The organism is Blastococcus aurantiacus, from assembly GCF_900102425.1.
In the GTDB taxonomy this organism is placed as follows: Bacteria; Actinomycetota; Actinomycetes; order Mycobacteriales; family Geodermatophilaceae; genus Blastococcus; species Blastococcus aurantiacus.
The window spans coordinates 63203-87788 of sequence record NZ_FNBT01000005.1; the positions used below are offsets into that span (position 1 = coordinate 63203).

The 24586-nt window shown below is 75.4% G+C and carries 23 protein-coding genes and 1 pseudogene; 8 read left to right on the forward strand and 16 right to left on the reverse strand.

From position 1 onward, the window contains the following. Nucleotide 1 precedes the first annotated feature (1 nt). The 4 genes from topA to BLS70_RS11245 form a co-directional block, all read right to left on the reverse strand. Nucleotides 2-2842, reverse strand: a complete 2841-nt coding sequence (topA, locus tag BLS70_RS11230) for a type I DNA topoisomerase (RefSeq protein ID WP_091767517.1) — start codon at nucleotides 2840-2842, stop codon at nucleotides 2-4. 238 nt (nucleotides 2843-3080) lie between these two features. Continuing rightward, entirely contained in the window at nucleotides 3081-4595 is a 1515-nt protein-coding gene (locus tag BLS70_RS11235) for an alpha/beta hydrolase (RefSeq protein WP_091767520.1), read from the reverse strand. Between the two features lie 22 nt (nucleotides 4596-4617). Then, nucleotides 4618-4941 (reverse strand): hypothetical protein, encoded by a 324-nt coding sequence (locus BLS70_RS11240; protein ID WP_091767523.1) that lies wholly within the window; start codon nucleotides 4939-4941, stop codon nucleotides 4618-4620. Nucleotides 4942-5114: 173 nt separating this feature from the next. Further along, on the reverse strand, nucleotides 5115-7391 hold the full coding sequence (locus BLS70_RS11245) for a sodium-translocating pyrophosphatase (RefSeq protein ID WP_091767526.1): 2277 nt from the start codon (nucleotides 7389-7391) through the stop codon (nucleotides 5115-5117). A 298-nt stretch (nucleotides 7392-7689) separates the two neighbouring features. Here BLS70_RS11245 and BLS70_RS11250 point away from each other — a divergent pair, with 298 nt between their 5' ends. Then, nucleotides 7690-10182, forward strand: a complete 2493-nt coding sequence (locus tag BLS70_RS11250) for a DEAD/DEAH box helicase (RefSeq protein WP_255362404.1) — start codon at nucleotides 7690-7692, stop codon at nucleotides 10180-10182. Between the two features lie 36 nt (nucleotides 10183-10218). On the opposite strand, the pseudogene BLS70_RS21630 reads toward BLS70_RS11250, so the two are convergent. From BLS70_RS21630 to BLS70_RS11265, 3 genes and pseudogenes are all read right to left on the reverse strand, one after another. Continuing rightward, nucleotides 10219-10554 (reverse strand): annotated as a pseudogene (locus BLS70_RS21630) (Rv3654c family TadE-like protein); the annotation flags it as partial. Next, on the reverse strand, nucleotides 10548-10880 hold the full coding sequence (locus tag BLS70_RS11260; protein WP_091767530.1) for a TadE family type IV pilus minor pilin: 333 nt from the start codon (nucleotides 10878-10880) through the stop codon (nucleotides 10548-10550). The pseudogene BLS70_RS21630 and the gene BLS70_RS11260, both read right to left, overlap by 7 nt. A gap of 61 nt (nucleotides 10881-10941) precedes the next feature. Continuing rightward, the gene (locus BLS70_RS11265) at nucleotides 10942-11226 is read right to left on the reverse strand and encodes a DUF4244 domain-containing protein (protein WP_255362405.1); all 285 of its coding nucleotides are present in this window, start codon (nucleotides 11224-11226) and stop codon (nucleotides 10942-10944) included. 218 nt (nucleotides 11227-11444) lie between these two features. Between BLS70_RS11265 and BLS70_RS11270 the strand changes: the two genes are divergently transcribed. After that, complete coding sequence (locus BLS70_RS11270; protein ID WP_091767533.1) at nucleotides 11445-11876, forward strand: cupin domain-containing protein; 432 nt, start codon at nucleotides 11445-11447, stop codon at nucleotides 11874-11876. A gap of 38 nt (nucleotides 11877-11914) precedes the next feature. Here BLS70_RS11270 and BLS70_RS11275 read toward each other — a convergent pair whose 3' ends face one another. Genes BLS70_RS11275 through ssd form a run of 4 tightly spaced genes read right to left on the reverse strand, consistent with a single transcriptional unit; the run spans nucleotide 11915 to nucleotide 15693 of the window. Next, complete coding sequence (locus BLS70_RS11275) at nucleotides 11915-12673, reverse strand: type II secretion system F family protein (protein ID WP_255362406.1); 759 nt, start codon at nucleotides 12671-12673, stop codon at nucleotides 11915-11917. Nucleotides 12674-12692: 19 nt separating this feature from the next. Further along, nucleotides 12693-13466 (reverse strand): type II secretion system F family protein, encoded by a 774-nt coding sequence (locus BLS70_RS11280; protein WP_255362447.1) that lies wholly within the window; start codon nucleotides 13464-13466, stop codon nucleotides 12693-12695. 5 nt (nucleotides 13467-13471) lie between these two features. Beyond that, a complete protein-coding gene (locus BLS70_RS11285) occupies nucleotides 13472-14611 on the reverse strand; it encodes a TadA family conjugal transfer-associated ATPase (protein WP_091767539.1) in 1140 nt (379 codons plus the stop codon). Further along, a complete protein-coding gene (ssd, locus tag BLS70_RS11290; RefSeq protein WP_091767542.1) occupies nucleotides 14608-15693 on the reverse strand; it encodes a septum site-determining protein Ssd in 1086 nt (361 codons plus the stop codon). Before ssd ends, BLS70_RS11285 begins: the two co-directional genes overlap by 4 nt. Before the next feature lie 126 nt (nucleotides 15694-15819). Here ssd and BLS70_RS11295 point away from each other — a divergent pair, with 126 nt between their 5' ends. Next, a complete protein-coding gene (locus tag BLS70_RS11295; protein ID WP_091767545.1) occupies nucleotides 15820-16665 on the forward strand; it encodes an HAD family hydrolase in 846 nt (281 codons plus the stop codon). A gap of 87 nt (nucleotides 16666-16752) precedes the next feature. Further along, on the forward strand, nucleotides 16753-17025 hold the full coding sequence (locus BLS70_RS11300) for a hypothetical protein (protein WP_091767548.1): 273 nt from the start codon (nucleotides 16753-16755) through the stop codon (nucleotides 17023-17025). Nucleotides 17026-17054: 29 nt separating this feature from the next. Here BLS70_RS11300 and BLS70_RS11305 read toward each other — a convergent pair whose 3' ends face one another. Beyond that, on the reverse strand, nucleotides 17055-17843 hold the full coding sequence (locus BLS70_RS11305; RefSeq protein ID WP_091767551.1) for a Fic family protein: 789 nt from the start codon (nucleotides 17841-17843) through the stop codon (nucleotides 17055-17057). Nucleotides 17844-17984: 141 nt separating this feature from the next. Between BLS70_RS11305 and BLS70_RS11310 the strand changes: the two genes are divergently transcribed. Next, nucleotides 17985-18536 (forward strand): histidine phosphatase family protein, encoded by a 552-nt coding sequence (locus BLS70_RS11310; RefSeq protein ID WP_091767554.1) that lies wholly within the window; start codon nucleotides 17985-17987, stop codon nucleotides 18534-18536. A gap of 52 nt (nucleotides 18537-18588) precedes the next feature. Beyond that, on the forward strand, nucleotides 18589-19350 hold the full coding sequence (locus BLS70_RS11315) for an adenosylcobinamide-GDP ribazoletransferase (protein ID WP_091767557.1): 762 nt from the start codon (nucleotides 18589-18591) through the stop codon (nucleotides 19348-19350). A gap of 361 nt (nucleotides 19351-19711) precedes the next feature. Here BLS70_RS11315 and BLS70_RS11325 read toward each other — a convergent pair whose 3' ends face one another. Beyond that, a complete protein-coding gene (locus BLS70_RS11325) occupies nucleotides 19712-20041 on the reverse strand; it encodes a tetratricopeptide repeat protein (RefSeq protein ID WP_255362407.1) in 330 nt (109 codons plus the stop codon). A gap of 122 nt (nucleotides 20042-20163) precedes the next feature. On the opposite strand from BLS70_RS11325, the gene BLS70_RS11330 reads away from it, so the two are divergent. After that, complete coding sequence (locus BLS70_RS11330; protein ID WP_091767560.1) at nucleotides 20164-20877, forward strand: DUF4383 domain-containing protein; 714 nt, start codon at nucleotides 20164-20166, stop codon at nucleotides 20875-20877. Nucleotides 20878-20879: 2 nt separating this feature from the next. Here BLS70_RS11330 and BLS70_RS11335 read toward each other — a convergent pair whose 3' ends face one another. Then, nucleotides 20880-22061, reverse strand: coding sequence for a glucose-1-phosphate adenylyltransferase family protein (locus BLS70_RS11335; protein WP_091767564.1), 1182 nt, complete (start codon nucleotides 22059-22061; stop codon nucleotides 20880-20882). 92 nt (nucleotides 22062-22153) lie between these two features. Here BLS70_RS11335 and BLS70_RS11340 point away from each other — a divergent pair, with 92 nt between their 5' ends. Beyond that, nucleotides 22154-23413, forward strand: a complete 1260-nt coding sequence (locus tag BLS70_RS11340; protein WP_255362408.1) for an MFS transporter — start codon at nucleotides 22154-22156, stop codon at nucleotides 23411-23413. Here BLS70_RS11340 and BLS70_RS11345 read toward each other — a convergent pair. Beyond that, nucleotides 23398-24027 (reverse strand): flavodoxin family protein, encoded by a 630-nt coding sequence (locus BLS70_RS11345; RefSeq protein ID WP_091767567.1) that lies wholly within the window; start codon nucleotides 24025-24027, stop codon nucleotides 23398-23400. The two genes, BLS70_RS11340 and BLS70_RS11345, sit on opposite strands and share 16 nt — an antisense overlap. 38 nt (nucleotides 24028-24065) lie before the next feature. Continuing rightward, nucleotides 24066-24557: an FBP domain-containing protein gene (locus BLS70_RS11350; protein WP_091767570.1), complete on the reverse strand. Its 492-nt coding sequence runs from the start codon at nucleotides 24555-24557 to the stop codon at nucleotides 24066-24068. Nucleotides 24558-24586 lie beyond the last annotated feature (29 nt).

Genomic DNA, 24586 nt, shown 5'->3' on the forward strand with positions numbered 1-24586 from the left:
GTCAGACCGTGGCGACCGGGTCGGCGGCCTTCTTGGCAGCCGTCTTCTTGGCGGTGGCCTTCTTCGCCGGAGCCTTCTTGGCCGTCGTCTTCTTCGCGGCCTTCTTCTTCTTGGCCGGACCGGCGGCGCGACGGTCGGCGAGCAGCTCGGCGGCACGCTCGATGGTGATCGTCTCGACGTCGTCGCCCTTGCGCAGGCTGGCGTTGGTCTCGCCGTCGGTCACGTAGGGCCCGAACCGGCCCTCGCGGACCGTGATCACGCCCTCGGTGACCGGGTCCGGGCCGAGCTCCTTGAGCGGCGCCTTGGCCGCTGCGCGCCCCCGCTGCTTGGGCTGGGCGAAGATCGCCAGTGCCTCGTCGAGGGTGATCGTGAACAGCTTCTCCTCGCCCTCCACGGAGCGGGAGTCGGTGCCCTTCTTGATGTAGGGCCCGTAGCGGCCGTTGAGCGCCTGGATCTCCTCGCCGTCGGGCGCGGTGCCCACGGTGCGGGGCAGGGTCAGCAGCTTGAGCGCGTCATCGATGGTCACCGTCTCCACCGACATGGACGAGAGCAGGCTCGCCGTCCGCGGGGCCTCCTTGCTGCCCTCGGGGACGACGGTGGTGACGTAGGGGCCGTAGCGGCCGGCCTTGACGACGACGGGCAGCCCGGACTCCGGGTCGGTGCCGAGCTCCCGGTCGCCCGACGGCGCCGCGAGCAGCTCGCGCACCTTCTCCTCGGTGAGCTCGTCGGGCGCCAGGTCCTCGGGGATGCTGACCCGGGCGCCGTCCTCGCCGGCCTGGAGGTAGGGGCCGTAACGGCCCACGCGGGCCACGACCGGCTTGCCCTCGGGGCTGGTCGCGCGCAGCGGGATGGAGTTCACCCCGCGGGCGTCGATCTCCTCGAGCCGCTGGCCGATGACCGACTTGAGGCCGCCGGACTCGGCGATGGCGCCGGCGTGCCGGCCCTCGCCGCCGAAGTAGAACTCGGTCAGCCAGTCGACGCGGCCCAGGGTGCCGCCGGCGATCTCGTCGAGCTCGCTCTCCAGCGACGCGGTGAAGTCGTAGTCGACGAGCTGCGCGAAGTGCTGCTCCAGCAGGTTGGTCACGGCGAACGCGATGAACGAGGGCACCAGCGCGTTGCCCTTCTTCCACACGTACCCGCGGTCCTGAATCGTCTGCATGATCGAGGCGAAGGTGGAGGGCCGGCCGATGCCCAGCTCCTCGAGCCGGGCCACGAGGCTGGGCTCGGTGTACCGGGACGGCGGCTGCGTCGTGTGGCCCTTGGGCTCGAGCTCGCGGGTGTCGAGCTGCTGCCCCCGCTCCAGGCGGGGCAGCCGGCGCTCGGCGTCGTCGCTGCCGTGGTCGTCCTCGCCCGAGTTCTGGGCGCCCTCGTCGCGGGACTCCACGTAGGCCCGGAGGAAGCCGGGGAAGGTGATCGTACGGCCGCTGGCGGTGAACTCGACCGCTTCGTCGGTGGCGCTGCGGCCGGCCAGCCGGATGCTCACGGTCTGCCCGACGGCGTCGGACATCTGCGAGGCGACCGTGCGCTGCCAGACCAGCTCGTAGAGCCGGAACTCGTCGCGCCCCAGTTCGGCGGCGAGCTGCCCCGGGGTGCGGAAGCTGTCGCCGGCGGGGCGGATCGCCTCGTGCGCCTCCTGCGCGCCCTTGGACTTCTTGCTGTAGCGGCGGGCCTCGGCGGGGACGTAGGCGTCGCCGTAGAGCTCGCGGGCCTGCTGCCGGGCGGCGTTGATGGCCTCCTCGGACAGGTTCGTCGAGTCGGTACGCATGTAGGTGATGTGACCGTTCTCGTACAGCCGCTGGGCCACCCGCATCGTCTGCGCGGACGACCAGCCGAGCTTGCGGCCGGCCTCCATCTGCAGCGTCGAGGTGGTGAACGGGGCGTACGGGCGGCGTCGGTAGGGCTTCTCGTCGACCCGGGTGACCGCAACCTGGCGGCCCTCGAGGCGTGCGGCCAGGCCACGGGCGCCGGCCTCGTCGAGGTGCACGACCTCGCCGGTGGTGCGGCCGGTGGCGGCGTCGAAGTCCCGCCCGGTGGCGACCCGGCTGTCGTCGACGCTGACCAGCTTCGCCCGCACGGTGGTGGGCTCGCCCTCGTCGGCGCCGGCGGCCTTGCCCGGGACGGCGAAGGTGCCCTCCAGCGACCAGTAGTCGGCGGCGTGGAACGCCATCCGCTCGCGCTCGCGCTCGACCACGATGCGGGTGGCCACCGACTGCACTCGGCCGGCGGAGAGCTTGGGCAGCACCTTCTTCCACAGCACGGGGCTGACCTCGTAGCCGTACAGGCGGTCGAGGATGCGGCGGGTCTCCTGCGCGTCGACCAGGTCGGTGTCCAGCTCGCGCGGGTTGGCGACGGCGCGGGCGATCGCCTCGGGGGTGATCTCGTGGAAGACCATCCGGCGGACCGGGACCCGCGGCTTGAGGGTGTCGATCAGGTGCCAGGCGATGGCCTCGCCCTCGCGGTCCTCGTCTGTCGCCAGGTAGATCTCGCTGGCGTTCTTGACGAGCTGCTTGAGCCGGCTGACCTGCTGCTTGCGGTCCGGGCTGACCACGTAGAGCGGCTCGAAGGAGTTGTCGACGTCGACACCGAGCCGGGCCCAGGAGGAGCCCTTGTGCTCGGCCGGGACGTCGGCGGCGTTGCGCGGCAGGTCGCGGATGTGCCCGACGCTGGCCTCGACGACGTAGCCGCTGCCGAGGTACCCGGCGATCTTGGTGGCCTTGGTCGGCGACTCCACGATGACCAGCGGCTTGCCGCCGGCTGCGGCCGAGCTGCGCCGAGGGGGCGTGGTGCTCCCGGCGTCGGGCTCGGTGCTCTCGCTCCCGGTGTGCGTGGTCTTCGTGGGCACGGTGCTCCTGTCGGTGGTGCGTGGTCGTGCTGGCGCGGCGTGCGTGGACGGTTCTCGACGTCGCACCCGGGGGCCGGCGCCGGGCGACGCTGTGGCGATGAGCCCCCTCGGCGGGCCACGGTAGGCCACGCGGGCGACCGGAGCCCCCGGACGACCTCCCGTGGCGTGCCGTCCTCCTTACCGAACGTGCATGCTGCGCTGCTGTTCCCAGGCCGGGAAGAGGCCTCCCGCGATGGGGTCAGCCGGCGCGGCGCCCCACCACCACCTCCCCCATCGCGGCCAGCGTCGGCCGGTCCCGGTCGAAGTAGCCCGAGTGCCCCGTGCCGGGATCGGTGGGCAGGCCGGTGGAGCCGAACCTGCCGGCCCAGGTCTCCGTGCCGAACCAGCCGCTCCACGAGATCGGGTCGGCCGCCGACGCCGCGTCGTACACCTCGGGCGCCTCCAAGGCCGCAGCGTCGTCCTCCATGCCGGGACTGCCGAGCAGGACGACCGCGTCGGCGGCCAGCCGGCCCGGCCGGTCGGCCGCCTCGTCCAGGACCACCGTCCCGTAGCTGTGCCCGACGACGGTCGTCCGCGGCAGCGCTGTTCCGGCCGTGCTGCGCGCCCCCGCGAGTCCGGCCAGGGCGGCGTCCAGGAGGGCCCCGCCCCTGACGGCCGCGCCGCGGGTGAGGACGGCGGGGACGGTGTGCGGCGCCCGGTAGCCCAGCCAGGCCATCGCGGCCACCGCCGCCGCAGAGTCCGCGTGCCGCGCAGCGGTGGCGAGGTCCCGCGCATCACCGGCCACGCCCGCGAGGTCGTCCTCCGGGGAGGTGTAGATGCCGGGGACGACGAGCGCGACCGCCTCCGCGGAGTCGAGGTCGCCGAAGGCCACCGCCACGCGATCCGCGTCCAGGTCCAGCAGGTGCAGCTGCGCGACGCGGCCGGCGTCCTCCTCGGCGGCCAGCACCTCGGCCACGACCCGCGCGGTGGCGCGGTGGTCCTCGTCGGCCCGCGGGTCCGCGAGCACCTGCCGGAGCGCGTGCCGGTTCGCGCGGTCCCTCGCCCACGCGGGCACACCGTCCGACGATCCGACGATCCGCGGCTGTGACTCGACGAGGGTCAGCTGGGCGGCGATCGGCAGTGCCGCCCACCAGTGGGCCGTCGCCGCCGGGTCCCCGCCGGCCGGCGGCCGGCGAACGGGGTCGACACCGGCGAGGGCGTCCAGCCACGCCGCCGGACCGGTCGCCGCCGCGGGCACCAGCACCTCCCCGGCCCGGCCGGCCGCCGCCTCGACCGCGGTCACGGCGGACAGCGCCTCCCGCGCCGTGGCGACCGCAGGGGGCACCGAGCCCGGACCGAGCACCAGCCGGTCGACCGAGGCCGCGAGCGTGTCCTCCGCGGCGAGGGCGGCGTCCAGGGGCATCGGCAGCTCCCGAGCCAGGGCCAGGGCAGTGGCCGCCCGCTCGGCGGCGGTGGCCGCCTCGCGCGCCAGCCGGGCGCACTCCTCGCGCGAGGCCGCGAACCCGAGGTCCAGGGCGGCCGCCGCAGACGACAGCCGCACGAGCAGTTCGCCGGCCTGCGCCGCGGCCGGCCCCGACCAGCACCCGTCCTGCTCCAGTTCACGGACGACGGCGTCCAGCCGGCTCCGCCATGCCGGGAAGCCCTCGTCCAGCGCCGTCAGAGCGTGCAGCCCGGCGCGCAGCGAGACGACGTCCCAGCCGGCCACGGTCTGCAGCCGGAGCACCGGGTCCGGGTACGCGACCGGGGCGCTCACGGCGTTCCCCCTGCCGACCGGCTCAGCACGACGGGTCCCCGCCCGGGAGGACCGGCGCCCCGAAGCGCTCCGCCAGCTCCTCGTCCGCGTCCCGGTAGGCGACCGCGGCAGCGCGCACCGTGCCGGCCACCGCTGCGGTGCCCTCCGCGAGCGCGCCGGCCAGGTCCGCCCAGGCGGTGGCCACGGCGCCCGTGACGGTGCCCTCCCGGCCGGCCAGCGCGGCGTCCAGGACGCCGGCGGCGGACCTGCAGCGCTCGCCGTCGGTCGCCAGCGCGGACGCCAGCCGGGCCAGCTCGTCGGCGAGCGCGGCCAGCGCGTCGGGCTGGACGGTGATCCTCGGGGCCACGGGCTGCCTCCTGGTCGGTCGTCGCCCGTCCGGGGTGGACGGGAGGCGGCGACGCTAGGCAGGCCGGACGACGGCGGGCGCGCGGACGTCCACAGCGCAGGCGGGCGTCCACAACGCACACCGCGACCCTCCCGCCGGAGCGTTTCCGGCAGGAGGGTCGCGGTGTGGGCGGATCAGGGAGCGGTGCTGGTGAGCGACCCCGCGCCCGGCTCGGCGGTTACCTCGCCGACCACGACGGAGCGCCTCTTGGACACCACGACGGCACCCACGATGATCAGCGTCGCAGCCAGCGCGATGGCGATCCGGACCGCGTCGTTGGCGTCCTCGCCCACCGAGAGGCTGACGACGGCCGGGGCGATGATCAGCGCGACGAGGTTCATCACCTTGATCAGCGGGTTGATGGCGGGGCCGGCGGTGTCCTTGAACGGGTCCCCGACGGTGTCACCGATGACCGTGGCGGCATGGGCCTCGCTGCCCTTGCCGCCGTAGGCACCGTCCTCGACCATCTTCTTCGCGTTGTCCCAGGCGCCGCCGGAGTTCGAGAGGAAGACCGCCATCAGCGTGCCCGCGGCGATGGCACCGACGAGGTAGGCGGCCAGCGGGCCGAAGCCGAGCCCGAAGCCCACCGCGACCGGCGCCAGGACGGCGAGCAGGCCGGGGGTGGCCAACTCGCGCAGCGAGTCCTTGGTGCAGATGTCGACGACGGCTGCGTAGTTCGGCCGCTCCTCGTAGGTCATGATCCCGGGCCGGGTGCGGAACTGCTCCCGGACCTCGAAGACCACGCGCCCGGCGGCCCGCGAGACGGCGCTGATGGCCAGGCCGGAGAAGAAGAAGACCACCGCGGCGCCGATGATCGCCCCCACGACGTTGTTGGGGTTCACCAGGCTGAACGCCTCCTGCAGCGTCTGGCCCGCGGTGTCCCCCGCGTCCTCGAGGGCGACCTCGAGCTGGGAGTTGTAGGAGCCGAAGAGCGCCGTGGCCGCCAGCACCGCGGTCGCGATCGCGATGCCCTTGGTGATGGCCTTGGTCGTGTTGCCGACCGCGTCGAGGTCGGTGAGGACACGGGCGCCCTCTTCGTCGATGTCGCCGGACATCTCGGCGATGCCCTGCGCGTTGTCGCTGACCGGGCCGAAGGTGTCCATCGCGACGATGACACCGGCGGTGGTGAGCAGGCCGCAGCCGGCGAGGGCGACGGCGTAGAGCGCCGCACCGCCGCCGATGAGGAAGGCCCCGTAGACGGCACCACCGATGAGGATCGCGGCGTAGACCGCGGACTCCAGGCCGAGCGAGATGCCGGACAGGATGACGGTCGCCGGGCCGGTCAGGGAGCTGCGGCCGATGTCCTTGACCGGCTTGCGGCTGGTCTCGGTGAAGTAGCCGGTCAACTGCTGGATTGCTGCGGCGAGCACGACGCCGACGAGGACGGACACGAAGCCGAGGACCTGGGGGCTGACCTCCATGTCGACGCCGTCGGAGATGCTCGGCAGGTAGGTGAAGGACGCCGCCGCGACGAGGACGAGCGAGACCGCGGCAGAGGTGAAGAAGCCCCGGTTGATCGGCGCCATGCCGCTGGCGTCGGTCTTCGCGGGCCGGGTGGCGAGCACCCCGACCATCGAGGCGATGACGCCGATGGCCGCGACGATGAGGGGGAACACCATGCCGACCGGGCCGAAGAAGACCTGCCCGAGGATGAGGGCCGCGACGAGGGTGACCGCGTAGGACTCGAAGAGGTCCGCAGCCATGCCCGCGCAGTCACCGACGTTGTCGCCCACGTTGTCGGCGATGGTCGCGGCGTTGCGCGGATCGTCCTCCGGGATACCCGCCTCGACCTTGCCGACGAGGTCGGCGCCGACGTCGGCCGCCTTGGTGAAGATGCCGCCACCGACACGCATGAACATGGCCAGCAGCGCCCCGCCGAACCCGAAGCCCTCCAGCACGATGGGCGCGGTCTCGTCGAAGAGGAGCAGCACGAGCGCGGCTCCGAAGAGGCCGAGACCGATGGTGATCATCCCGACCACGCCGCCGGTGCGGTAGGCGGTGCGGAAGGACGGCAGGTAGCCGCCGGCGTTGGCGGCCGCCGCGACCCGGAGGTTCGCCCGGGTGGCCAGCGTCATCCCGATGAAGCCGACGGCGGCGGAGAAGCTCGCGCCCACGAGGAAGAAGACCGCGCGACCGACACGTGTCCCCCAGCCGCCGTCCGCCACGGGCAGGACCAGCAGGAGCAGGAAGACGATGACGGCGAAGATGCCGAGCGTCCGGAACTGCCTGCGCAGGAAGGCCGCCGCACCCTCCTGGATCGCCTGCGCGATCTCGCGCATCTTCATCGTGCCCTGGTCGGCGGCCATGACGGCCTTGACCAGGTACGCGGCGAAGCCCAGGGCGGCCAGCGAGATGACGAGGATGACGGCGACGATCGCCGTATCCCCGCCGGACAGCGATTCGTCGGGCATGTGGGTCCTCCCAGCGTCGACTGCCGCCCGGGGGGCGCCGGTGCTCCCCGGGTGCGGCGGAGGTGCCGATGCGGTGCGGACGGAGGCGCACCGTAACGGCCGGAAGTGTAAGGGAGATCACACGATGTGCATCCCCCCTGAACACTGCGTTCTTTCCGGGCCCCACCAGCCCTGATGACCGCCCGCACCGGGTTGCCGCCAGGTGTGACAGTGGAGGTGCGGGGAGTGAGGTGCTCCGCCGCGCAGGACGCAGCCAGCAGCGGGGTGACGGCCCGGCGGACACCAGCGAGGAGGCCCGGTGACCACGCTCTCCCCCGGCCTGCCCGGCGCACCCGCCGCGACCGACGGGGCTCCGCGCGGCCGGGGCACCGAGAGCCCGCCGCCGGGGGCCGAACTGCTGGAGTCGCTGCTCGCCGCCACGGCCGAGGAGGAGCGCCCGGTCACGCACGTCCACTCGGTGCCGGTGCGCGAGCGGCGCACGCTGCCCTGGCCGGAGTGGGTCGGTGCTCCCCTGCGCGAGCGCCTGCAGGAGCGCGGAGTCGCGTCCCCCTACGCCCACCAGGTCGAGGCCGCCCAGCTCGCCCACGACGGCCGGCACGTCGTCGTCGCCACGGGGACCGCGTCGGGCAAGTCGCTGGCCTACCAGCTGCCCGCACTCAGCCGCCTGGCCGAGGACCCGCGTGCCTGCGTCCTCTACCTCGCCCCGACCAAGGCGCTGGCCCGCGACCAGCTGGCCGCGGTGGCGGAGCTGGCCGATCCCTCGGTGCGCCCGGCCGCCTACGACGGCGACACCCCCGGCGAGGAGCGCGACTGGGTGCGCCGCCACTCGCGGTGGATCGTCACCAACCCCGACATGCTGCACCGCGGGATCCTGCCGGCCCACCAGAAGTGGTCGAGCACGCTGCGCCGCGTGGCCTACGTCGTGATCGACGAGTGCCACGCCTACCGCGGCGTCTTCGGCTCCCATGTGGGCCACGTGCTGCGCCGGCTCCGCCGGATCTGCCGCCGCTACGGCGCGGAGCCGGTGTTCGTGCTCGCCTCCGCGACCGTCGCCGAGCCCGCCGCGGCCGCCTCGCGGCTGGTGGGCGAGCCGGTGGTGGCCGTGACCGAGGACGGGTCGCCGCGGCCCGGAGCGACCTTCGCGCTCTGGGAGCCGCCGCTCACCGAGCACACCGGCGAGCACGGCGCTCCGCTGCGCCGGTCCGCCGCCGCCGACGCCGCCGGGCTCCTGGCCGACCTGGTCGAGCGGGGCGCCCGCACGCTGGCGTTCGTGCGCTCCCGGCGGAGCGCGGAGTCCGTCGCCGACCAGGCCCGCCGGCTGCTGCGCGACCGCGGCCGGGAGGACCTGGTGCGCCGCGTGGACTCCTACCGCGGCGGCTACCTGCCCGAGGAGCGGCGCGAGCTCGAGCGGGCGCTGTCGAGCGGTGACCTACTGGGGGTCGCGACCACGAACGCCCTGGAGCTCGGCATCGACATCGCCGGCCTGGACGCGGTGGTGCTCGCCGGCTACCCGGGCACCCTGGCCTCGCTGTGGCAGCAGGCCGGGCGCGCGGGCCGCGCGCAGCGGGAGTCGCTCGTGGTCTTCGTCGCCCGGGACGACCCGCTGGACCACTACCTCGCCCACCACCCGCGCGCGGTGTTCGGCCGGGCGATCGAGGCGACGGTGACCGACCCCGCCAATCCCTACGTGCTGGGCCCCCAGCTGTGCTGCGCCGCGGCGGAGCTGCCGCTGGTGCCCGCGGACCTGCCCGACTTCGGCGGCCCCGCCGCGGAGGCGGCCCTCGAGCAGCTCGTCGCCGACGGCCAGCTCCGGCGGCGGCCGGCCGGCTGGTACTGGGCCGGACGGGGACGCCCCGACGTCGACATCCGCGGCAGTGGCGGGGAACCGGTGGCGATCATCGAAGGTGCGACCGGGCGGCTGCTGGGCACCGTCGACGGCGGCGCCGCCCACGCCACCGTCCACGAGGGCGCCCTCTACGTGCACAGGGGCGAGACCTTCGTCGTGGACGAGTTCGACGTCGAGGACGCCTGCGCCGCGGTGCACCCCGAGAGCCCGGAGTGGACCACGGTCGCCCGCGACATCACCGACCTCTCGATCGTCTCGCCCGACCGGAGCCACCGGCTGGGCACGGTCACGGCGCACACCGGCGTGGTCGACGTGACCAACCAGGTGGTGGCCTACCAGCGCCGCAGGCAGGGCACCGGTGAGGTCCTCGCCGAGTTCCCGCTCGACCTGCCCGCCCGCCAGCTGCGCACCCGCGCGGTCTGGCTGACCCTGAGCGACCGGGCCGTGGAGCGTGCCGAGCTCGACGAGGTGGCACTGCCCGGCTCGCTGCACGCCGCGGAGCACGCGGCGATCGGGATCCTCCCGCTGCTGGCCACCTGCGACCGCTGGGACCTCGGCGGGCTGTCGACCGCCCTGCACCCCGACACCGGCACCGCGGCGATCTTCGTCTACGACGGCCACCCCGGCGGTGCCGGCTTCTCCGATCGCGGCTTCGACGTGCTGCGCCAGTGGCTGCAGGCCACCCGCGCCACCGTCGCGAGCTGCGAGTGCGAGAGCGGCTGCCCCTCGTGCGTCCAGTCCCCCAAGTGCGGGAACGGCAACGACCCGCTGGACAAGGCGGGCGCCGTCCGCGTGCTGGACGTCGTGCTCGACGAGCTCGCCGCCGCGGGCGACCTGCTCGCCGGAGATGACGAGGGCGACCGGGACGGCGGGGGCGACCGGGTCGACGGCGACAGGACCGACGAGGAGACCACCGACCCACCCGAGCCCGACCTCGTCTTCTGACGCCGCTCGCGGGGCGGCGCCCACCGGCCCGGCCCGCGCCCGCGCGGTCGCCGTCCGCTGACCCGCCGGACCGAGGTGCACCCGCACGCTGACGGTCACCTCGACCACGCCGCCGGGCTCCTGGAGGCAGTCTTCCAGCCGTGCCCCGTTCTCCTCCGAGATCACGGCGGCGGCCTCGCAGGCGCGCGGATCGGCCAGCACCGCCCGTCCGGCCGCTGCCAGCGCGGTGAGATCGGCCGCGCTGCCGGCCCGGTGCCGGGCCACGGCGGCGGCACCCACCAGCACACCTGCCAGGCCCACCAGCGCGAGGACACCGGCCAGCGCGAGGACCCACACGGTCGCCGAGCCGCGCTCGCCCTCGTCCCTCACCACGTCCCGCCCGGTTCGCGCTGCGCGACCGCTTCGGCCGACACCCGGGTGCGCAGCGGGACCGGGCCCAGCGGCGACACCTCGACACTCACCGTGACCCGGACCCGCTCCCCCTCCGGCTGCACCGCGGTGACCGCGCCGTCGGGTGCTACTCCCCCGGCCAGCTCGGCCACGACCGCGTCCGTCTCGCCCCGCGAGGCGGCGCGGGCACCTTCCCGCGCGGCGTCGACGCAGCGCAGCTGGGCCCCGACCACGATCACCGCCGCGACCGCGCAGACCAGCACGAGGAGGAGCACCGGCAGCACGACCGCGGTCTCGGCGGTCACCATGCCGGCCTCGCCATCGGAGTCCCGCCGGAGTACGCGCCGGGCGCTCCCTGGACGCCGCACGTCAGGCGAGCGTGGCCAGCGCGCGGTCGACGAGGTCGGTCAGCCCGTCGACGACGGAGTCCCCGGTGACGACCCGGTAGAGGACAGCGGCGAAGGCGCAGGCCGCCACCGTGCCGACGGCGTACTCCGCGGTGCTCATGCCTGCCTCGGGCTCCTCATGCAGCGCTACCAGCCGCCGGGCCAGCGCGGAGCGGACGCGAGACGCGCGGGCGGGCGCCGGGGCGGGCGCCGGGGCGGGCGCCTCCGCCCCGGTGGGGTCGGGCACGGGCATGGCAGCGGTGGACACGGTGGCCTCCTGGCGTCGAGGGCCCGCAGGTCGGGCCGTGCACCGACCCTCGGCCCGCGCGACCGGTCGTCCTACGGGTCAGCGGCATCTGTGGACGGCGGACGCGGCTGTGGATCCCGGTCGCGTGATCCGGCGGCCCAAGCGCACCACCAGTGCGGCGCAAGTACCGCCTGGCAGCCTTCGCGGCGACCACACGAACACCACGACAGGACGAACCCATGGACACGACCGTGCTGGACGACGGCAACCTCCGACTCGAGTTCACCACCACCGGCGAGGACAGCGACGGCCGGCTGCACGAGATGCGGGCCACCTACCGCCCCGACTCGGCGCTGCCGATCGCGCACCTCCACCCGAACCAGAGCGAGCACTTCACCGTCCTGCAGGGCGAGATGTGGTGCCGGGTGGACGGCGTGGAGACGACCCTGCGCACCGGCGACACCCTCGACGTCCCGGCCGGCAGCGTGCACCAGATGCGCAACCCTGGCGCGGTGGACGCCGTCGTCACCTGGCAGACCCGACCGGCACTGCGTACCGGCGAGTTCCACCTCCAAGTCGCCGGAGCCCGCCGGACCGGGGACATCACCGCGGTCCTCGAGGTCGTCTCCGAGTACGCCGACGTCTTCGTCGTGGCGCCCCGGCAGCCCTGACCGCTACGGCGGGCCGGATCCGCCACCCGGCTCCACGGTCATCGGAAGACGTCGTCCGCGATGCCGAGGACCAGTGGAGCCACCCCGAGGCACACGAACGCCGGCAGGAAGCAGGCGCCCAGCGGCGCGAGCACCCAGACCCCTGCACGCTGCACCGCAGCCTGCGTGGCGGCCCGGGCCGTGGCCCGGCTCTCGGCGGCCAGCGTCCGCAGCGAGCCGGCGACCGTCGCTCCGGACTCCCCCGCCCGCACGAGGACCCGGCCCAGCCCGGCCAGCTCCGCCGGCACCTCCGCCCAGGCCCGGCGCGCGTCGGCCCCGAGCCGGGACAGGGCCGCGACCGACCGCAGGTGCTCGCCCAGCGGCCCGCCCACGGCGCCGCCGACCGCCTCGAGCGCTCCCTCGACGGGCAGCCCTGCGGACAGGCAGACACCCAGGAGGTCGCAGGCCGCCGGCAGGTCGCGCACGATCAGCACCCGATCGGCCGCTCCCCCGTCCGACCCCCGAGCGCGCAGCACGCGTTCGACACCGACGGCGACCACGCCGCCGGCCACCGCCCCGGCGGCCCCGCCCAGGAGCAGCGCGACCGCCCCGCCGAGAGCCGCCGCGAGGACCCACCGACGCAACCGTTCCCGTCCCGGGTCCTGCGGTGGTCCCGGCACCGAGGGCTCAGGGGCGGTCGGTCCTGCCGCTTCCAGCAGCGCCGTCCAGCGGGCCAGACCTGCTCCGCCCGGGGCGGGCCACAGGGCCAGCGCGACAGCGAACACCAGCAGGGCCGCCCAGGTCAGGTCCGGCGTCACCGCCGGCAGCCCCGTCCGCTCACCGGAGCGCCCGCTCGACCAGCCGGTGCGACCAGACGAGGCCGGCCGCCTCGAGCGCCACCCCGCCGACGAGCAGTGCCTGACCGGCGCCGGTCGTGGTGAGGACCCGCCAGGGATCGGCACCCACCCCGCTGCCCATGAGCAGTCCGAGCAGCGGTAGACCGGCGAGCACGGCAGCGCTCGCCCGGGGGCCGGCGGTGGCCGACCGCAGCTCCGCCCGGTGCCGGGCACGGGCGCGCAGGTCGTCCTCCACGGCGGTGGCGACCGCTGCCAGCGAGCAGCCGGTGCGCGTGCTGAGCCGGGTGGCGGCCGCGATCCGGGTGAGCGTGTCCACGATCTCGCCCGGGGCCTCGTCCGGAGGCGCCTCCGGCGTCCGCAACGCCCGGACCAGCCAGAGACCGGCGCGAGGGTCCCCGCAGGCCTGCTCGGCGGCGGCTGCGGCTGCCGCCATGGACCGGCCGCTGCGCAGGTCGGCCGCCAGCGCGCCGAGACCGTCCGCCAGCCCGCGCAGCCGTGCGTCCACCTGCGCGGCGGCCCGCCTCCCGGTCCACCCGCGCACGCCGGCCGCCGCGACCGCCGCAGCCAGGACCGCGACGAGCGGCGTGCTCAGCATCGCGCCGACGGCCGCGGCGAGCACCGCTGCCAGGACCACCGGTGCGCCGGTGGCCGGGCCGCCCCCCGGGACCTCCGGCCCCGCGGCCCGTTCGGCGAGCCGGACCACCGCCCGCCGGCCCGGCCAGAGGAGCAGCGCCGCACCGGCGAGCAGGAGCATGGCGGTCACCGGGGTGCCGTCCGGTCCAGCAGTGCGTGCAGCCGGTCGGCGGCCGGGCACGGAGCGCCGTCGGCCCGCCAGCCCGGTTCGACCACCACGAGGTCGCCCGCACGCCGCAGGACCCCGAGTTCGTCGACCCGTCGACCGGCGGCGGTTCGGCGCAGGTGCACGACGACGTGCAGGGCGGCGGCGGCCAGGCTGTGCACCGCGGCGCGGTCGAGCCCCGCGGCGACGCCCAGGGCCTCCAGCCGGGCCGGCACCTCCGCCGGCGAGTTGGCGTGCAGGGTTCCGCAGCCGCCCTCGTGACCGGTGTTCAGCGCGGCGAGCAGGTCGCCCACCTCGGCGCCGCGGACCTCTCCCACGACCAGCCGGTCGGGCCGCATCCGCAGCGCCTGCCGCACGAGGTCGCGCAGCGTCACCTCACCGACGCCCTCCACGTTGGGCGGGCGGGTGAGCAGTGCCACGACGTGCGGATGCGCCGGGGCGAGTTCGGCGGCGTCCTCGCAGGTCAGCACCCGCTCGGCCGGGCCGACCTCGCCGAGCAGCGCGGAGAGCACCGTCGTCTTGCCCGAGCCGGTGCCCCCGGTGACGAGGAAGGGCAGCCTGCAATCCACCAGTGCGCGCAGCAGCTGCGGGCTCTCGCCGGGGAGAGCGCCGAGGGCCTGCAGGTCGGCCAGGCTCCGGGAGCAGCGCCGCAGCACGCGCAGCGACAGGCAGGTGCTGCCCGCCACCGGCGCGAGCACGGCGTGCAGCCGGGTCCCGTCGGGCAGGCCGACGTCCACCCAGGGCGCGGCGTCGTCTAGCCGGCGGCCGGCCGCGGCGGCCAGCCGCACGGCGAGCCGCCGCACGGCGGCGTCGTCGTCGAAGCGCACGCCGGTGAGCTCCAGCCCGGCTCCACGGTCGACCCACACCCGGTCCGGGGCGGCCACCAGCACGTCGGTGACGTCCGGCAGCCGGAGCAGCGCCTCGAGGGGGCCGGCCCCGGCCAGCTCGTCGACGGCGTCGCGCACGGCCCGCAGCACGTCGTCGTCCCCGAGGAGCCCACCGCTCTCCTGGCGGACCACGGCCGCGACGTCCGCCTGCGTCGGCATGCCGGGCTCGAGCGCCAGCCGGGCCCGCACGCGGTCGAGCAGTCCCGCACTCACCGGGCCGCCGCCCGCACCCGGGCCAGTGCCCGGCGGGCGACCCCGCCCAGCGGCGTGCGCGGCGCGACGGCCGGCACCTCCCCGCGCTCGCTCCGGGGCACGGCACTGCGGTCGTGCGGGAGCTCGGTGAGCACCGGCCGGCCGACCACGTCGGCGACCTCGGCGGTGGACAGCCCACCGGGCACCGGCCGGACGACCAGCTGCGCCGCCGCCCACGGCGACCCGGGGCCGGTCACGAGCACCCGGGCAGCGGTGGCCGCTCGCAGCCGAGCCGGCACGACGAGCAGCGCGAGCTCGGCCTCGCCGAGCACGGCGTGCGTCGTGGCGCAGAACCCGTCCGGCCCCGGGCGCGGCAGGTCGACGACGACGGGCGCACCGTCGGACCGAGCCGCCTCCACCACCGCCCGGACGGCCTCCTCCGGGAGCGGGGCGTGGGTGGAACGCGACGCGGCGAGGACGTGCACCCCGGCCACCTCGGGGAGGCAGGCGCGCAGCGCGTCGCCGGACACCCGTCCCCGGAGCCCAGTCAGGTCGGGCCAGCGCAGACCCTCGGCTCGTTCGGCGCCGAGCAGCAGGTCGAGACCAGCGCCCCAGCCGTCGACGTCGACCAGGACCGCACCGGGTGCCGCGGCGACGGCGAGGGCGGCGGCCACGGTGCTGGCCCCGGCACCGCCGCACCCGCCTCCGACGGCCAACAGCCACCCGCGCGCGACAGGGGTGGTGACCGCCGCGACGGCCCGGGAGAGCAGCCACGCCTCGTCATCGGGCAACAGGGCCACCCGCTCGGCGCCCACCTCCACCGCCGCCGCCCACTCCGGGGCCGGCAGCTCCTGGCGGGCGACGACCACCACGCCCGGTCGCCGTCCCAGCCCGCGGACCGCCGCCGAACCCAGCACGTCCGCCCCGAGCAGAACCAGCGGCGCGCTCCGGTGCGCGCGGCGCAGCGGGGCGCCGCCGACGGCGAGCTCGGGTTCGGTCCCGGCGGCGGCCAGCACGCGCAGCAGCTCGTCCAGCAGCTGCTCGTCGCGGCTGACGACCAGCGGCCGGGAGGACGGATCGGGGGGCGAGGCAGCGGGAGGCACGGCACCAGCCCACCCGAGTTCGGGCGAACAGTGCCAGACCAGGGCCCGAAGTGTGGATGACTCCTTCGGGTGTGGACGGCGCGCGGGCTCTGTCTCACCCGCCGGGCCCTACTAGCCTCATGTCTCGTGACCCGCGGAGCGGCGTTCTTCGACCTGGATAAGACGATCATCGCCAAGTCCAGCACCCTGGCCTTCGGCCGTCCGTTCTTCCAGGGCGGGCTGATCAACCGGCGCACGGTCCTCAAGACCGCCTACGCCCAGTTCGTGTTCTCCTTCGCCGGCGCCGACGCCCAGCAGATGGAGCGGCTGCGCGCGCAGATGACCGCCATGGTCACCGGCTGGGACGCCGCCACCGTGCACGAGATCGTCCGCGAGACGCTGCACGAGATCGTCGACCCGCTGATCTACGCCGAGGCGGCCGACCTCATCGAGGAGCACCGGGCCGCCGGGCGGGAGATCGTCATCGTCTCCAGCAGCGGGGCGGAGATGGTCGAGCCGATCGGCGAGATGCTGGGCGCCGACCGGGTGGTCGCCACGCGGATGGTGGTCGAGGACGGCCGGTACACCGGCGAGATCGACTTCTACGCCTACGCGGAGAACAAGGCAGCCGCGATGCGCGAGGTGGCCTCCGAGGGCGGCTACGACCTGGCCGACTGCTACGCCTACAGCGACTCGGTGACCGACCTGCCGATGCTGGCTGCGGTCGGGCACCCCACGGCCGTCAACCCCGACCGCGGGCTCCGGAAGGCCGCGCTGCAGAACGGCTGGCCGGTGCTGCGCTTCGAGCGGCCGGTGAGCATGCGCGCACGGTTCTCCACGACGGCGGCCCCGATGGTCACCGGCGCGGCCGCGATGGGCGTCGGCGCGGCCGTCGTGGGCCTGGCCTGGTACGCCCGTCACCGGACCAGCCGGACGGTCCTCCCCAGCGCACCCGGCCCCCTCACCGGCCGCCGGCGCCGCCGGGGGGCCTGAGCCCCCGGCCCCTGGGACCACCCACCCAGGCACCACGTTGCGGCGAGGCACCGGCCGCACCGCCGGACCGTCGTCCATCCTGCGAACGTGCTCACCGCGGTCCTCGCCTGGCTCGTGGCCTTCGCCGTGTGCGTGGCCGCGGTGCTCGTCGGCCAGTCCGTCCGCACCGCCCCCCGCCGGCGCCGTCGCCGGCCGGCGGCACGCGTCGGCCTGTTCCTCTCGCTGTCCGGGCCGTGGCTGTCGGTGCTCGCCGCCCTCGGCTACGGAGCGTTGACCGGCGCCTGGGTGCCGGCCGCGGCGGCGGCCTCGATCGCGGTGACCGTCGTGGCGCTGACCGGACTGCTCCTCGCCCCCGGCTGACCGACGGGTCCGCGGTGCCCGGCGGGAGGTCAGCCGCGCAGCAGGCTCTCGCAGATGGCCAGGCCCTCCAGGGCGCCGTGCTCGGTCGCCTGGCAGCAGTGCACCAGCCAGCGGGCGACGCCCGCGGGGTCTCCGGAGGAGTAGCCGGCCAGCGCCTCGGCGTAGGCCTCGGGGCCGAACTGGGCGAAGCCGACCTCCGGGGCCGAGACCGCCTTGGGATCCAGGCCGCGAGTGATGCCGGTGAGCCGGCCGGCCGCGCGGGCGACCAGTCCGTCGGCCACCCCGAAGGGCGCGAGCGCGGCGATCTCCCCGTGGACCAGCGCGGCCATGATCACCGCCGGAGCCGCCGTCGGGCCGGTGACGAGCGAGAACAGCCCGGACAACCGGGGGCCCGCGTGCGCCGCCGGCCGGCCGAGATCAGCCGTGGCAACCCGGTCGCTCGCAGCCAGCACGTGCATGCGCGCCAGCACCTGACCGGGCGCCTTGGGCCAGGTGTCGATCATGCCGCCGAGGCCTGCGGACAGCCGCAGCGCACCCTGCACCACCGGGTCGTCGACGGCGCCGGCCCGCAGCTCCGCCAGGGGCACGTCGACCCCCTCGAGGGCCGCGGAGGCGCGTGCTCCCCGCAGCGCGGACTCGGTGCTCACCCCGGCGGACTCCCGCCGCAGCACCTTGTGGCTCAGCAAGCGGTCCACGCCCGCGCGCGCGGCGTCGGCGGCGGCCCTGACCCCGGGCAGCTCGAGCAGCGGCAGCAGCGGGTCGGGGGCGCCCGGGCGGGCGGCGGCGCGCGCGGCGCCGGGACGGACGGGGATGCTCACGTGCTCTCCTCGCTGCGCCCGTCGGTCGGGCCGACCGGCGCTGCTGTGCTCGGTGCGCGACCGCCTCGGAACGGTCGCGACGACGACGGTACGAGGCGCGCTCCCCGCGCCGCCGCCCACCTGGTTACGCTTTCATCCACCATGGCCCGCCCCCTGACCCTCCTGCTCGTGCGCCACGGGCAGAGCGAGTGGAACGCCGCCGGCCTGATGCAGGGGCAGACGCCCCACGTCCCGCTCACCGATCTGGGGCGCAGCCAGGCCGAGGCCGCCGCCGAGGAGCTGGCCGGCCTCTCCCCCGGCGTGCTCATCAGCAGCGACCTCGTGCGTGCCGTCCAGACCGCCGAGCCGTGCGCGCGCACGACCGGCCTGCCGATCCTGACCACACCGGCCCTGCGCGAGCAGGGGTACGGCGTGCTGGAAGGCCGGCCGTCGCGCGAGCTGTGGGACGTCGTCGACTGGAGCGACGCGCAGTGGTCGGCGGAGGGCGGCGAGAGCCTCGCCGAGCTGCACGGCCGCGTGGAGGCGTACCTCAAGGACCTCTGCGCCGAGCCGCCCGCCGATGTGATCGCCCTGGTCACGCACGGCGACACGATCCGCGCGATCCAGGCCGTCGTGGCCGGGCTGGGCCCCGACGCCATGCCGGCGGTCACCCCGCACAACGGCAGCATCACCCGCCTGGAGTTCTGCCCGTGACGGCCGCGCGCCGGCTCCGGTCCGACGTCGTCGGGCGTGCCCACCGGCCTCGATGAGGCTCACCGGTCCCCTGGAGTCCGCGGCGCTGCTCACCGCCCTGCCGGTGCCGGCACGCGCGGGGGCCTCTACCCGGGGTGTGCTGCCGTGGGCGCCTCTGGTCGGCGTCGTGCTGGGTGTGGTCGCGGCGGGCGTCGCCGAGGCCGGCAGCCACGCGGTCTCCCCGCTCACCGGTGCGGTCCTCGCCGTCTCGGCCCTCGCCCTGCTCACCCGTGGGTTGCACCTCGACGGGCTCGCCGACACCGCCGACGGCCTCGGCCCGCTGCGCGGCCGCGAGCGCGCGCTGGAGGTCATGCGCCAGAGCGACGTCGGCCCGTTCGGTGTGGCCACTCTCGTGCTCACCCTGCTGCTGCAGGTCGCCTGCCTGGCGGCGTTGCTGCCGCAGGACGGGGGCTGGCTGGTGCTGTGGGTGGCGGTCGTGACGGCCCGCCTGGCCATGACCCGTACCGGGCTGGCGGGCGTGGCGGTCGCGGAGGGGTCGTCGCTGGGCCGCACCGTCGCCGGCACCGTGTCCGTCGCGTGGCTGGCCGGGGCAGCGTTGCTGACCCTGGTCGTCTCCGGCCTGGCCGCTACCGCGGTGCGGGGCCCCGGGCAGGCGGCCGTGCTCGTCGGCGCGATCGCAACCGGCCTGCTGGCGGCCGAGGTCCTGCACCGCCGAGCCCGGCGTCGCCTGGGCGGCACCAGCGGCGACGTCATGGGCGCCATGGGCGAGGTGGCGACGGCGGCGACCCTGCTGGTCGCCGCCGCCCTCTGGTAACCGCCCGACCACGCGACGGGCGCGGGTCAGCGGGTGATCAGATCAGCGGCGCCGCAGCAACCCACCCACGATGGAACCCAGTCCGCCTGCCGATGCGGGGGCGGCGGCCCGGCCACGACGCATGCCGCGACCACCGACGCTCGGCCCTGCGGACCTGCCCATGCCCCGCGCCGGCCGTGCGGTAGCGCGTCCACCACGAGCCGCACCCCGTGCGGTGCTCTCTGCCGTACCCATCAGTCGTCCGAGGATGCTCATGGGCACTGTGTGCCCACGGTCACCGCCGTCGACCCGGGTGACCGGGCCGACGGCGGCGTGTCGTGACTCTGCGTCGAGGAGCAGGGGCCAACAGCCCAGAGGCGGCTCAACGCGCGCCGAGGGCGTCGGCCATCCGGTGGTGCGGCGCAGCCTCGTCGTGCCGGCTCTGCCGCTCCAGCGTCCGCGCCAGCGCCCGCCGGGCCCACCCGTTGGCCGGGGCCAGCTGCACCAGGCGGATCAGGGCGTCCTCGGCGCGGGTCAGCTGGGCCGACCCGAAGTAGGCGCGGGCCAGCGCCTCGAGAGCTGCCTCGTTGGTGGGTTCGCCCTCGACGACGGCTTCCAGGATCCGAGCGGCCTCGGTCGGCTGGCCCATGGCCAGGAAGAGGTCCGCGCGCAGGAACTCGGAGTGCAGATCGACCTCGTTCGGCTGGTTCACGCCCGGACCAACACGTCGGGTTCCCGTCGGCTTCCCGCGGTCGGCAGGACACGCCGGCCCGCCGCATCCGGACCGGCACGGGGAGCGGAAGAGCGGGCATCCACCTCGACCGAGGAGTCCCCATGCAGCGTCGCCCCCTCCCCCTGCGCACGTCGAACGGCGAGGACCACCCCGCCCTCGCCACCGACGAGCACGGCCGCAGCTACGACCCACGGGTGTTCACCGTCCAGCGGATCGGCGCGCTGGCCGTCGCGGCGGTGATCCTGGTCTTCGGCGTGCTGGGCTTCGCCGGCGGCCTGGACTTCTTCTCGACCGACGGCGAGCCGATCCTCGGCCTGTCGTCGAACGGCCTGCTCTCGACCGTCTCGGTGCTGACCGCCGGTGTCCTCGTCCTCGCCGCACTGCGCAGCCCGCGGACCGCGTCGACGCTGATGATGGCGGTCGGGATCCTGTTCCTGCTGTCCGGGCTGTTCAGCCTGGCGGTGCTGCGCACCGAGGCGAACCTGCTGGCGTTCCAGATCGAGAACGTCGTGTTCGCCGTGGTCACCGGCCTGGTCCTGCTGCTCCTGGGCGCCTACGGGCGGGTCAGCGGGAACCTCCCGGCCGACAGCCCCTACGCCCGCCCGCGCCCCGGTGACGACGGCGTGGCCGACGGCGACGGCCCGGACGGCGTCCCCTCGACGCCCGCGGAGTTCGCCGCCGAGCGGGCCATGCGGGAGGCCGAGATCGCGGTGGTCAACCACACGGCGACGCCCGACCAGCGCCGCCGGGTCGAGGCCATGGCGCGGGTGCACACCCGGGGCGACCGGCGCCGGGTGTGGATGTCCCTGGACTGAGGTCAGTCGTCCTCGGGCTCGGGGAACCGGGCGCCGGCGGCCAGGTGCGCGCCGGCGTCAACGACCGCGCGGCGGCCGACCAGCGTGATGTCGCCGTCGCCGCCGACGGTGGCCGACTCCCCGATCTCGACGCGGTCGTCGAGCACCGAGCGGGTCACCGTGGCCCCGGCGCGCACCCGCGCCCCGGGCAGCAGCACGGAGTCGACGACCGTGGCCCCCTTCTCCACCACCACACCGGGTGACAGGACCGAGCCCCGCACCTCGCCGGCCACGCGCGTACCGCCGGACACCAGGCTCTCGTCGACGACGGCGCCGGGCAGGAGGCGGGCGGCGCTGTGCCGGCCACCCCGGGTGTGCAGCGGCCAGGCGGGGTCGTCGAGGTCGATCGGCGGCTCCGCGGCGAGGAAGTCCCGGTGGGCCTGCCAGTAGGCGGGCACCGTCCCGACGTCGCGCCAGTAGCCCTCCAGCCGGTGGGCCCGGGCCAGCCCGTCACGGGTCTGCGCGGGGAGCAGGTGGCTCCCGAGGTCCTCGAGACCGTCGTCGCCGAGGTCGGCGTGCAGTCCCTCCAGCCGGTCCAGGGTGGCGCCAGGGGTGAAGACGAAGACCTCGTTGGTGGCGGTGGTGGTGGCGGGTTCTTCGGGCTTGTAGGCGTAGTCGGTGATCCGATCGTCGTCCCCGACCTGGACGATCCCGTAGCGCGCGGCATCGTCCGCGGCGACCTCGGTGGTCACCATGGTCACCTCGTCGCCCGACCCGAGGTGGGCCTCCACCACCTCGCGGTAGTCCAGCTTGTAGACCGCGTCGGAGCTGACGACGACGAGCGCGTCGGCGGCGTACTCGCGGATCAGGTCGGCCTGCCGCCAGAGCAGGTTGGCGGTGCCGCTGACCCAGCCGCCGCGGTCGGTGCCCTGGAACGGCGGCAGCATCATCAGCCCGCCGGCCGTGCGGTCGAGGTCCCACGGCCGGCCGTTGGCGAGGTGGTCCGACAGCGAGGTCGGGTGGTACTGCACCGACACCCAGACGTCGGAGATGCCGGAGTGCTGGCAGTTGCTCAGCGGGAAGTCGACCAGCCGGTACACCCCGGCGAAGGGGACGGCCGGCTTGGCCCGCTGGTCGGTCAGCAGCTCGAGCCGACCACCCGCTCCACCGGCCAGGACGACGACGAGGATGCGGGGAAGAGCCATGGGCGCCCCCTACCCGGACGGGCGCCCGCCACGCCCCGTCCCGACACGCGTCGCGGGGAATCAGCACCGGAGCGCGGGACTTCCTGTCTGTCGTGCCCGAGTCCCGCCGCCTGCCCCGGGCGCCCGCCTTCTGGTCGGTCGCCGTCCTCCTGGTCCTCATGCTGGCGGCGTCCGGCGTCCCCTCGCCGCTGTACCGGGTCTACCAGGAGGAGTTCGGCTTCGGCCCCGGGGTCCTGACGACGATCTTCGGCATCTACGCCTTCGCGCTGCTCGCCTCGCTGCTCGTGGTCGGCGGCCTGTCCGACCACGTCGGGCGGCGGCCGGTGCTGATCGCGGCGTTCCTGCTCGAGGCCGTGGCGATGGTGCTGTTCCTGGTCGCCGACGGCGTGGGGTGGCTGCTGGCCGCGCGCATCGTGCAGGGGCTGGCGACCGGCGCGCTGACCAGCACGCTCGGGGCCTCGTTGCTGGACCTGCAGCACCGCGACCGCCCGATGGGAGCCTTCATCAACAGCGCCTCCCCGGGCCTCGGCCTCTCGATCGGGGCCGTCGGCGCCGGCCTGCTGGTGCAGTCGGTCGCGGCGCCGGACACGTGGGTGTTCGCGGTGCTCACCGTGGTCTTCGTGCTGGCAGCCGTCGGCGCGCTGCTCCTGCCCGAGAGCTCGCCCCGCCTGCCCGGCGCCGTGGCGTCGCTGCGCCCGCAGGTCCACGTGCCCGCCGCCCACCGGCCGGCCTTCGTCGTCGCGCTGCCGCTGCTGCTCGCCTGCTGGGCGGTCGGCGGGCTCTACGCCTCGCTCGGCCCGTCCCTGGTCGCCGATGTCTTCGCCATCGACAACCACCTCGTGGGCGGGCTGCTGATCCTGGCGCTCAACGGCACCGGCATCCTCGGGTCGCTCGCCCTGCGCACCGCCCCTCACGAGCGGGCGATGCTCGTCGGTGCGCTGGTCTTCACCGTCGGGGGCGTGGGCACCCTCGGCGCGCTGCTCGCCACGTCGGCCCCGCTGCTCTTCGGCGCGGCGGTGGTCACCGGCTTCGGCTTCGGCGCCGCGTTCCTCGGCGCCGTCGCCACCATCACCGCGGGGGTCGCCCCGGGGCACCGGGCCGGTCTGCTGGCCGGTGTCTTCGTCGTCGGCTACCTCGCGTTCAGCATCCCGGCGATCGCCGCGGGCATCGCCGCCGGGCACGCGGGTCTCACCCGCACGACCGAGGTCTACGGGGCCGCCGTCGTCGTCCTCGCGCTGGTGGCCGTGGCCGGCCTGCTGCGCGCCCGACGGAGGGCCGGGTCGCTCGCCGCCGCCGGGCGGGCGGCGGACGAGCGGGAGGACCGGCTCGCCCCCGCTCAGCTGCCCGGGTAGGGACTCGCCTTCAGCGCGCGGGCCAGGTGCGCGGCGTTCTCGGCCAGCGTCGCCGTCGTCGAGGCGACCGCCTCGGGCGTCTCGTCGAGGTCCATGTAGTCGGTGCCGCCCATGGCCTGGTCGTTCCAGTAGGTGCCGCCCTGCGACGGGATCGTGAAACCGATGTCGTTCAGCCCCTGGAACAGGTCGGCGATGATCTTGTGCGCGCCGTCCTCGTTGCCGACGACGGCGGTCACCGCCACCTTCCCGGCGACCAGCGGCCGCCCCGAGTCGTCGGTCTCGGACAGCTCGCCGTCCAAGCGCTCCAGCACCCGCTGGGCGACGCTGCTCATGTGACCGACCCAGGTGGGCGTGGACACGACGAGGATGTCGGCGGCCATCATCCGCTCGCGGATGGCAGGCCAGGCATCGCCCTCGCCCAGGTCGATCTCGACGCCGGGCAGCACGTCGTGGTCGACGACGCGGAGGACGTCACCGGTGACCCCGTGCTTCCCGAGCTCGTCGAGGATCTGCCGGGCCATCAGGTCACTGCTGGACGGCGCCGGGGATGCCTTGAGGCTGCAGACGAGGGCGAGGGCGGAGAGCGGCTGGGGGACGGACGCGGTTTCGGTCATGCGCGATCAGATGCCCCGTCACCCGACGCACCCACACATCAGCGGCGGACCGCCTCGACGAAGTTCAGCACCCGTTCCCGCAGCTCGGCGGCGCGTTCGGCGACGACCTCGTCCGGGTTCCGGTCCTGCAGCCACGGCGGGATCTCCGTCCGGACCCGGTCGGCACAACCCAGGTCGGCGCACATGTAGGTGCCCACGGTGTTGCCGTTGCGGCCCGCGGCACCGGTTCGCTTCGCCGTGAACAGCGACACGGCGTCCCCGGTCTGCGCCGTCTGGCAGAGCAGGCACATCGCCGCCGTCCGGCTGGACATCCTCGTGTCGGCGGCCCGGACGGCGATGCCGACGGGTCGCTCACCGGTGTCGACGACGAGGTAGCCGCGCAGCGGTGCCTTCGGGTCCCGCCAGCCGAGCAGCTCGAGGGCGGCCCAGTCGAGGTCGGCGAAGTCCTTGGGCAGCGCCAGCCCCTTGGCCTCGCCCTGGGAGCAGTTCACGAACGAGCGGCGGACCTGCTGCTCGGTGAGGGCGTGCACGATCGATCTCCTTGCGTGGGGGAACGGCC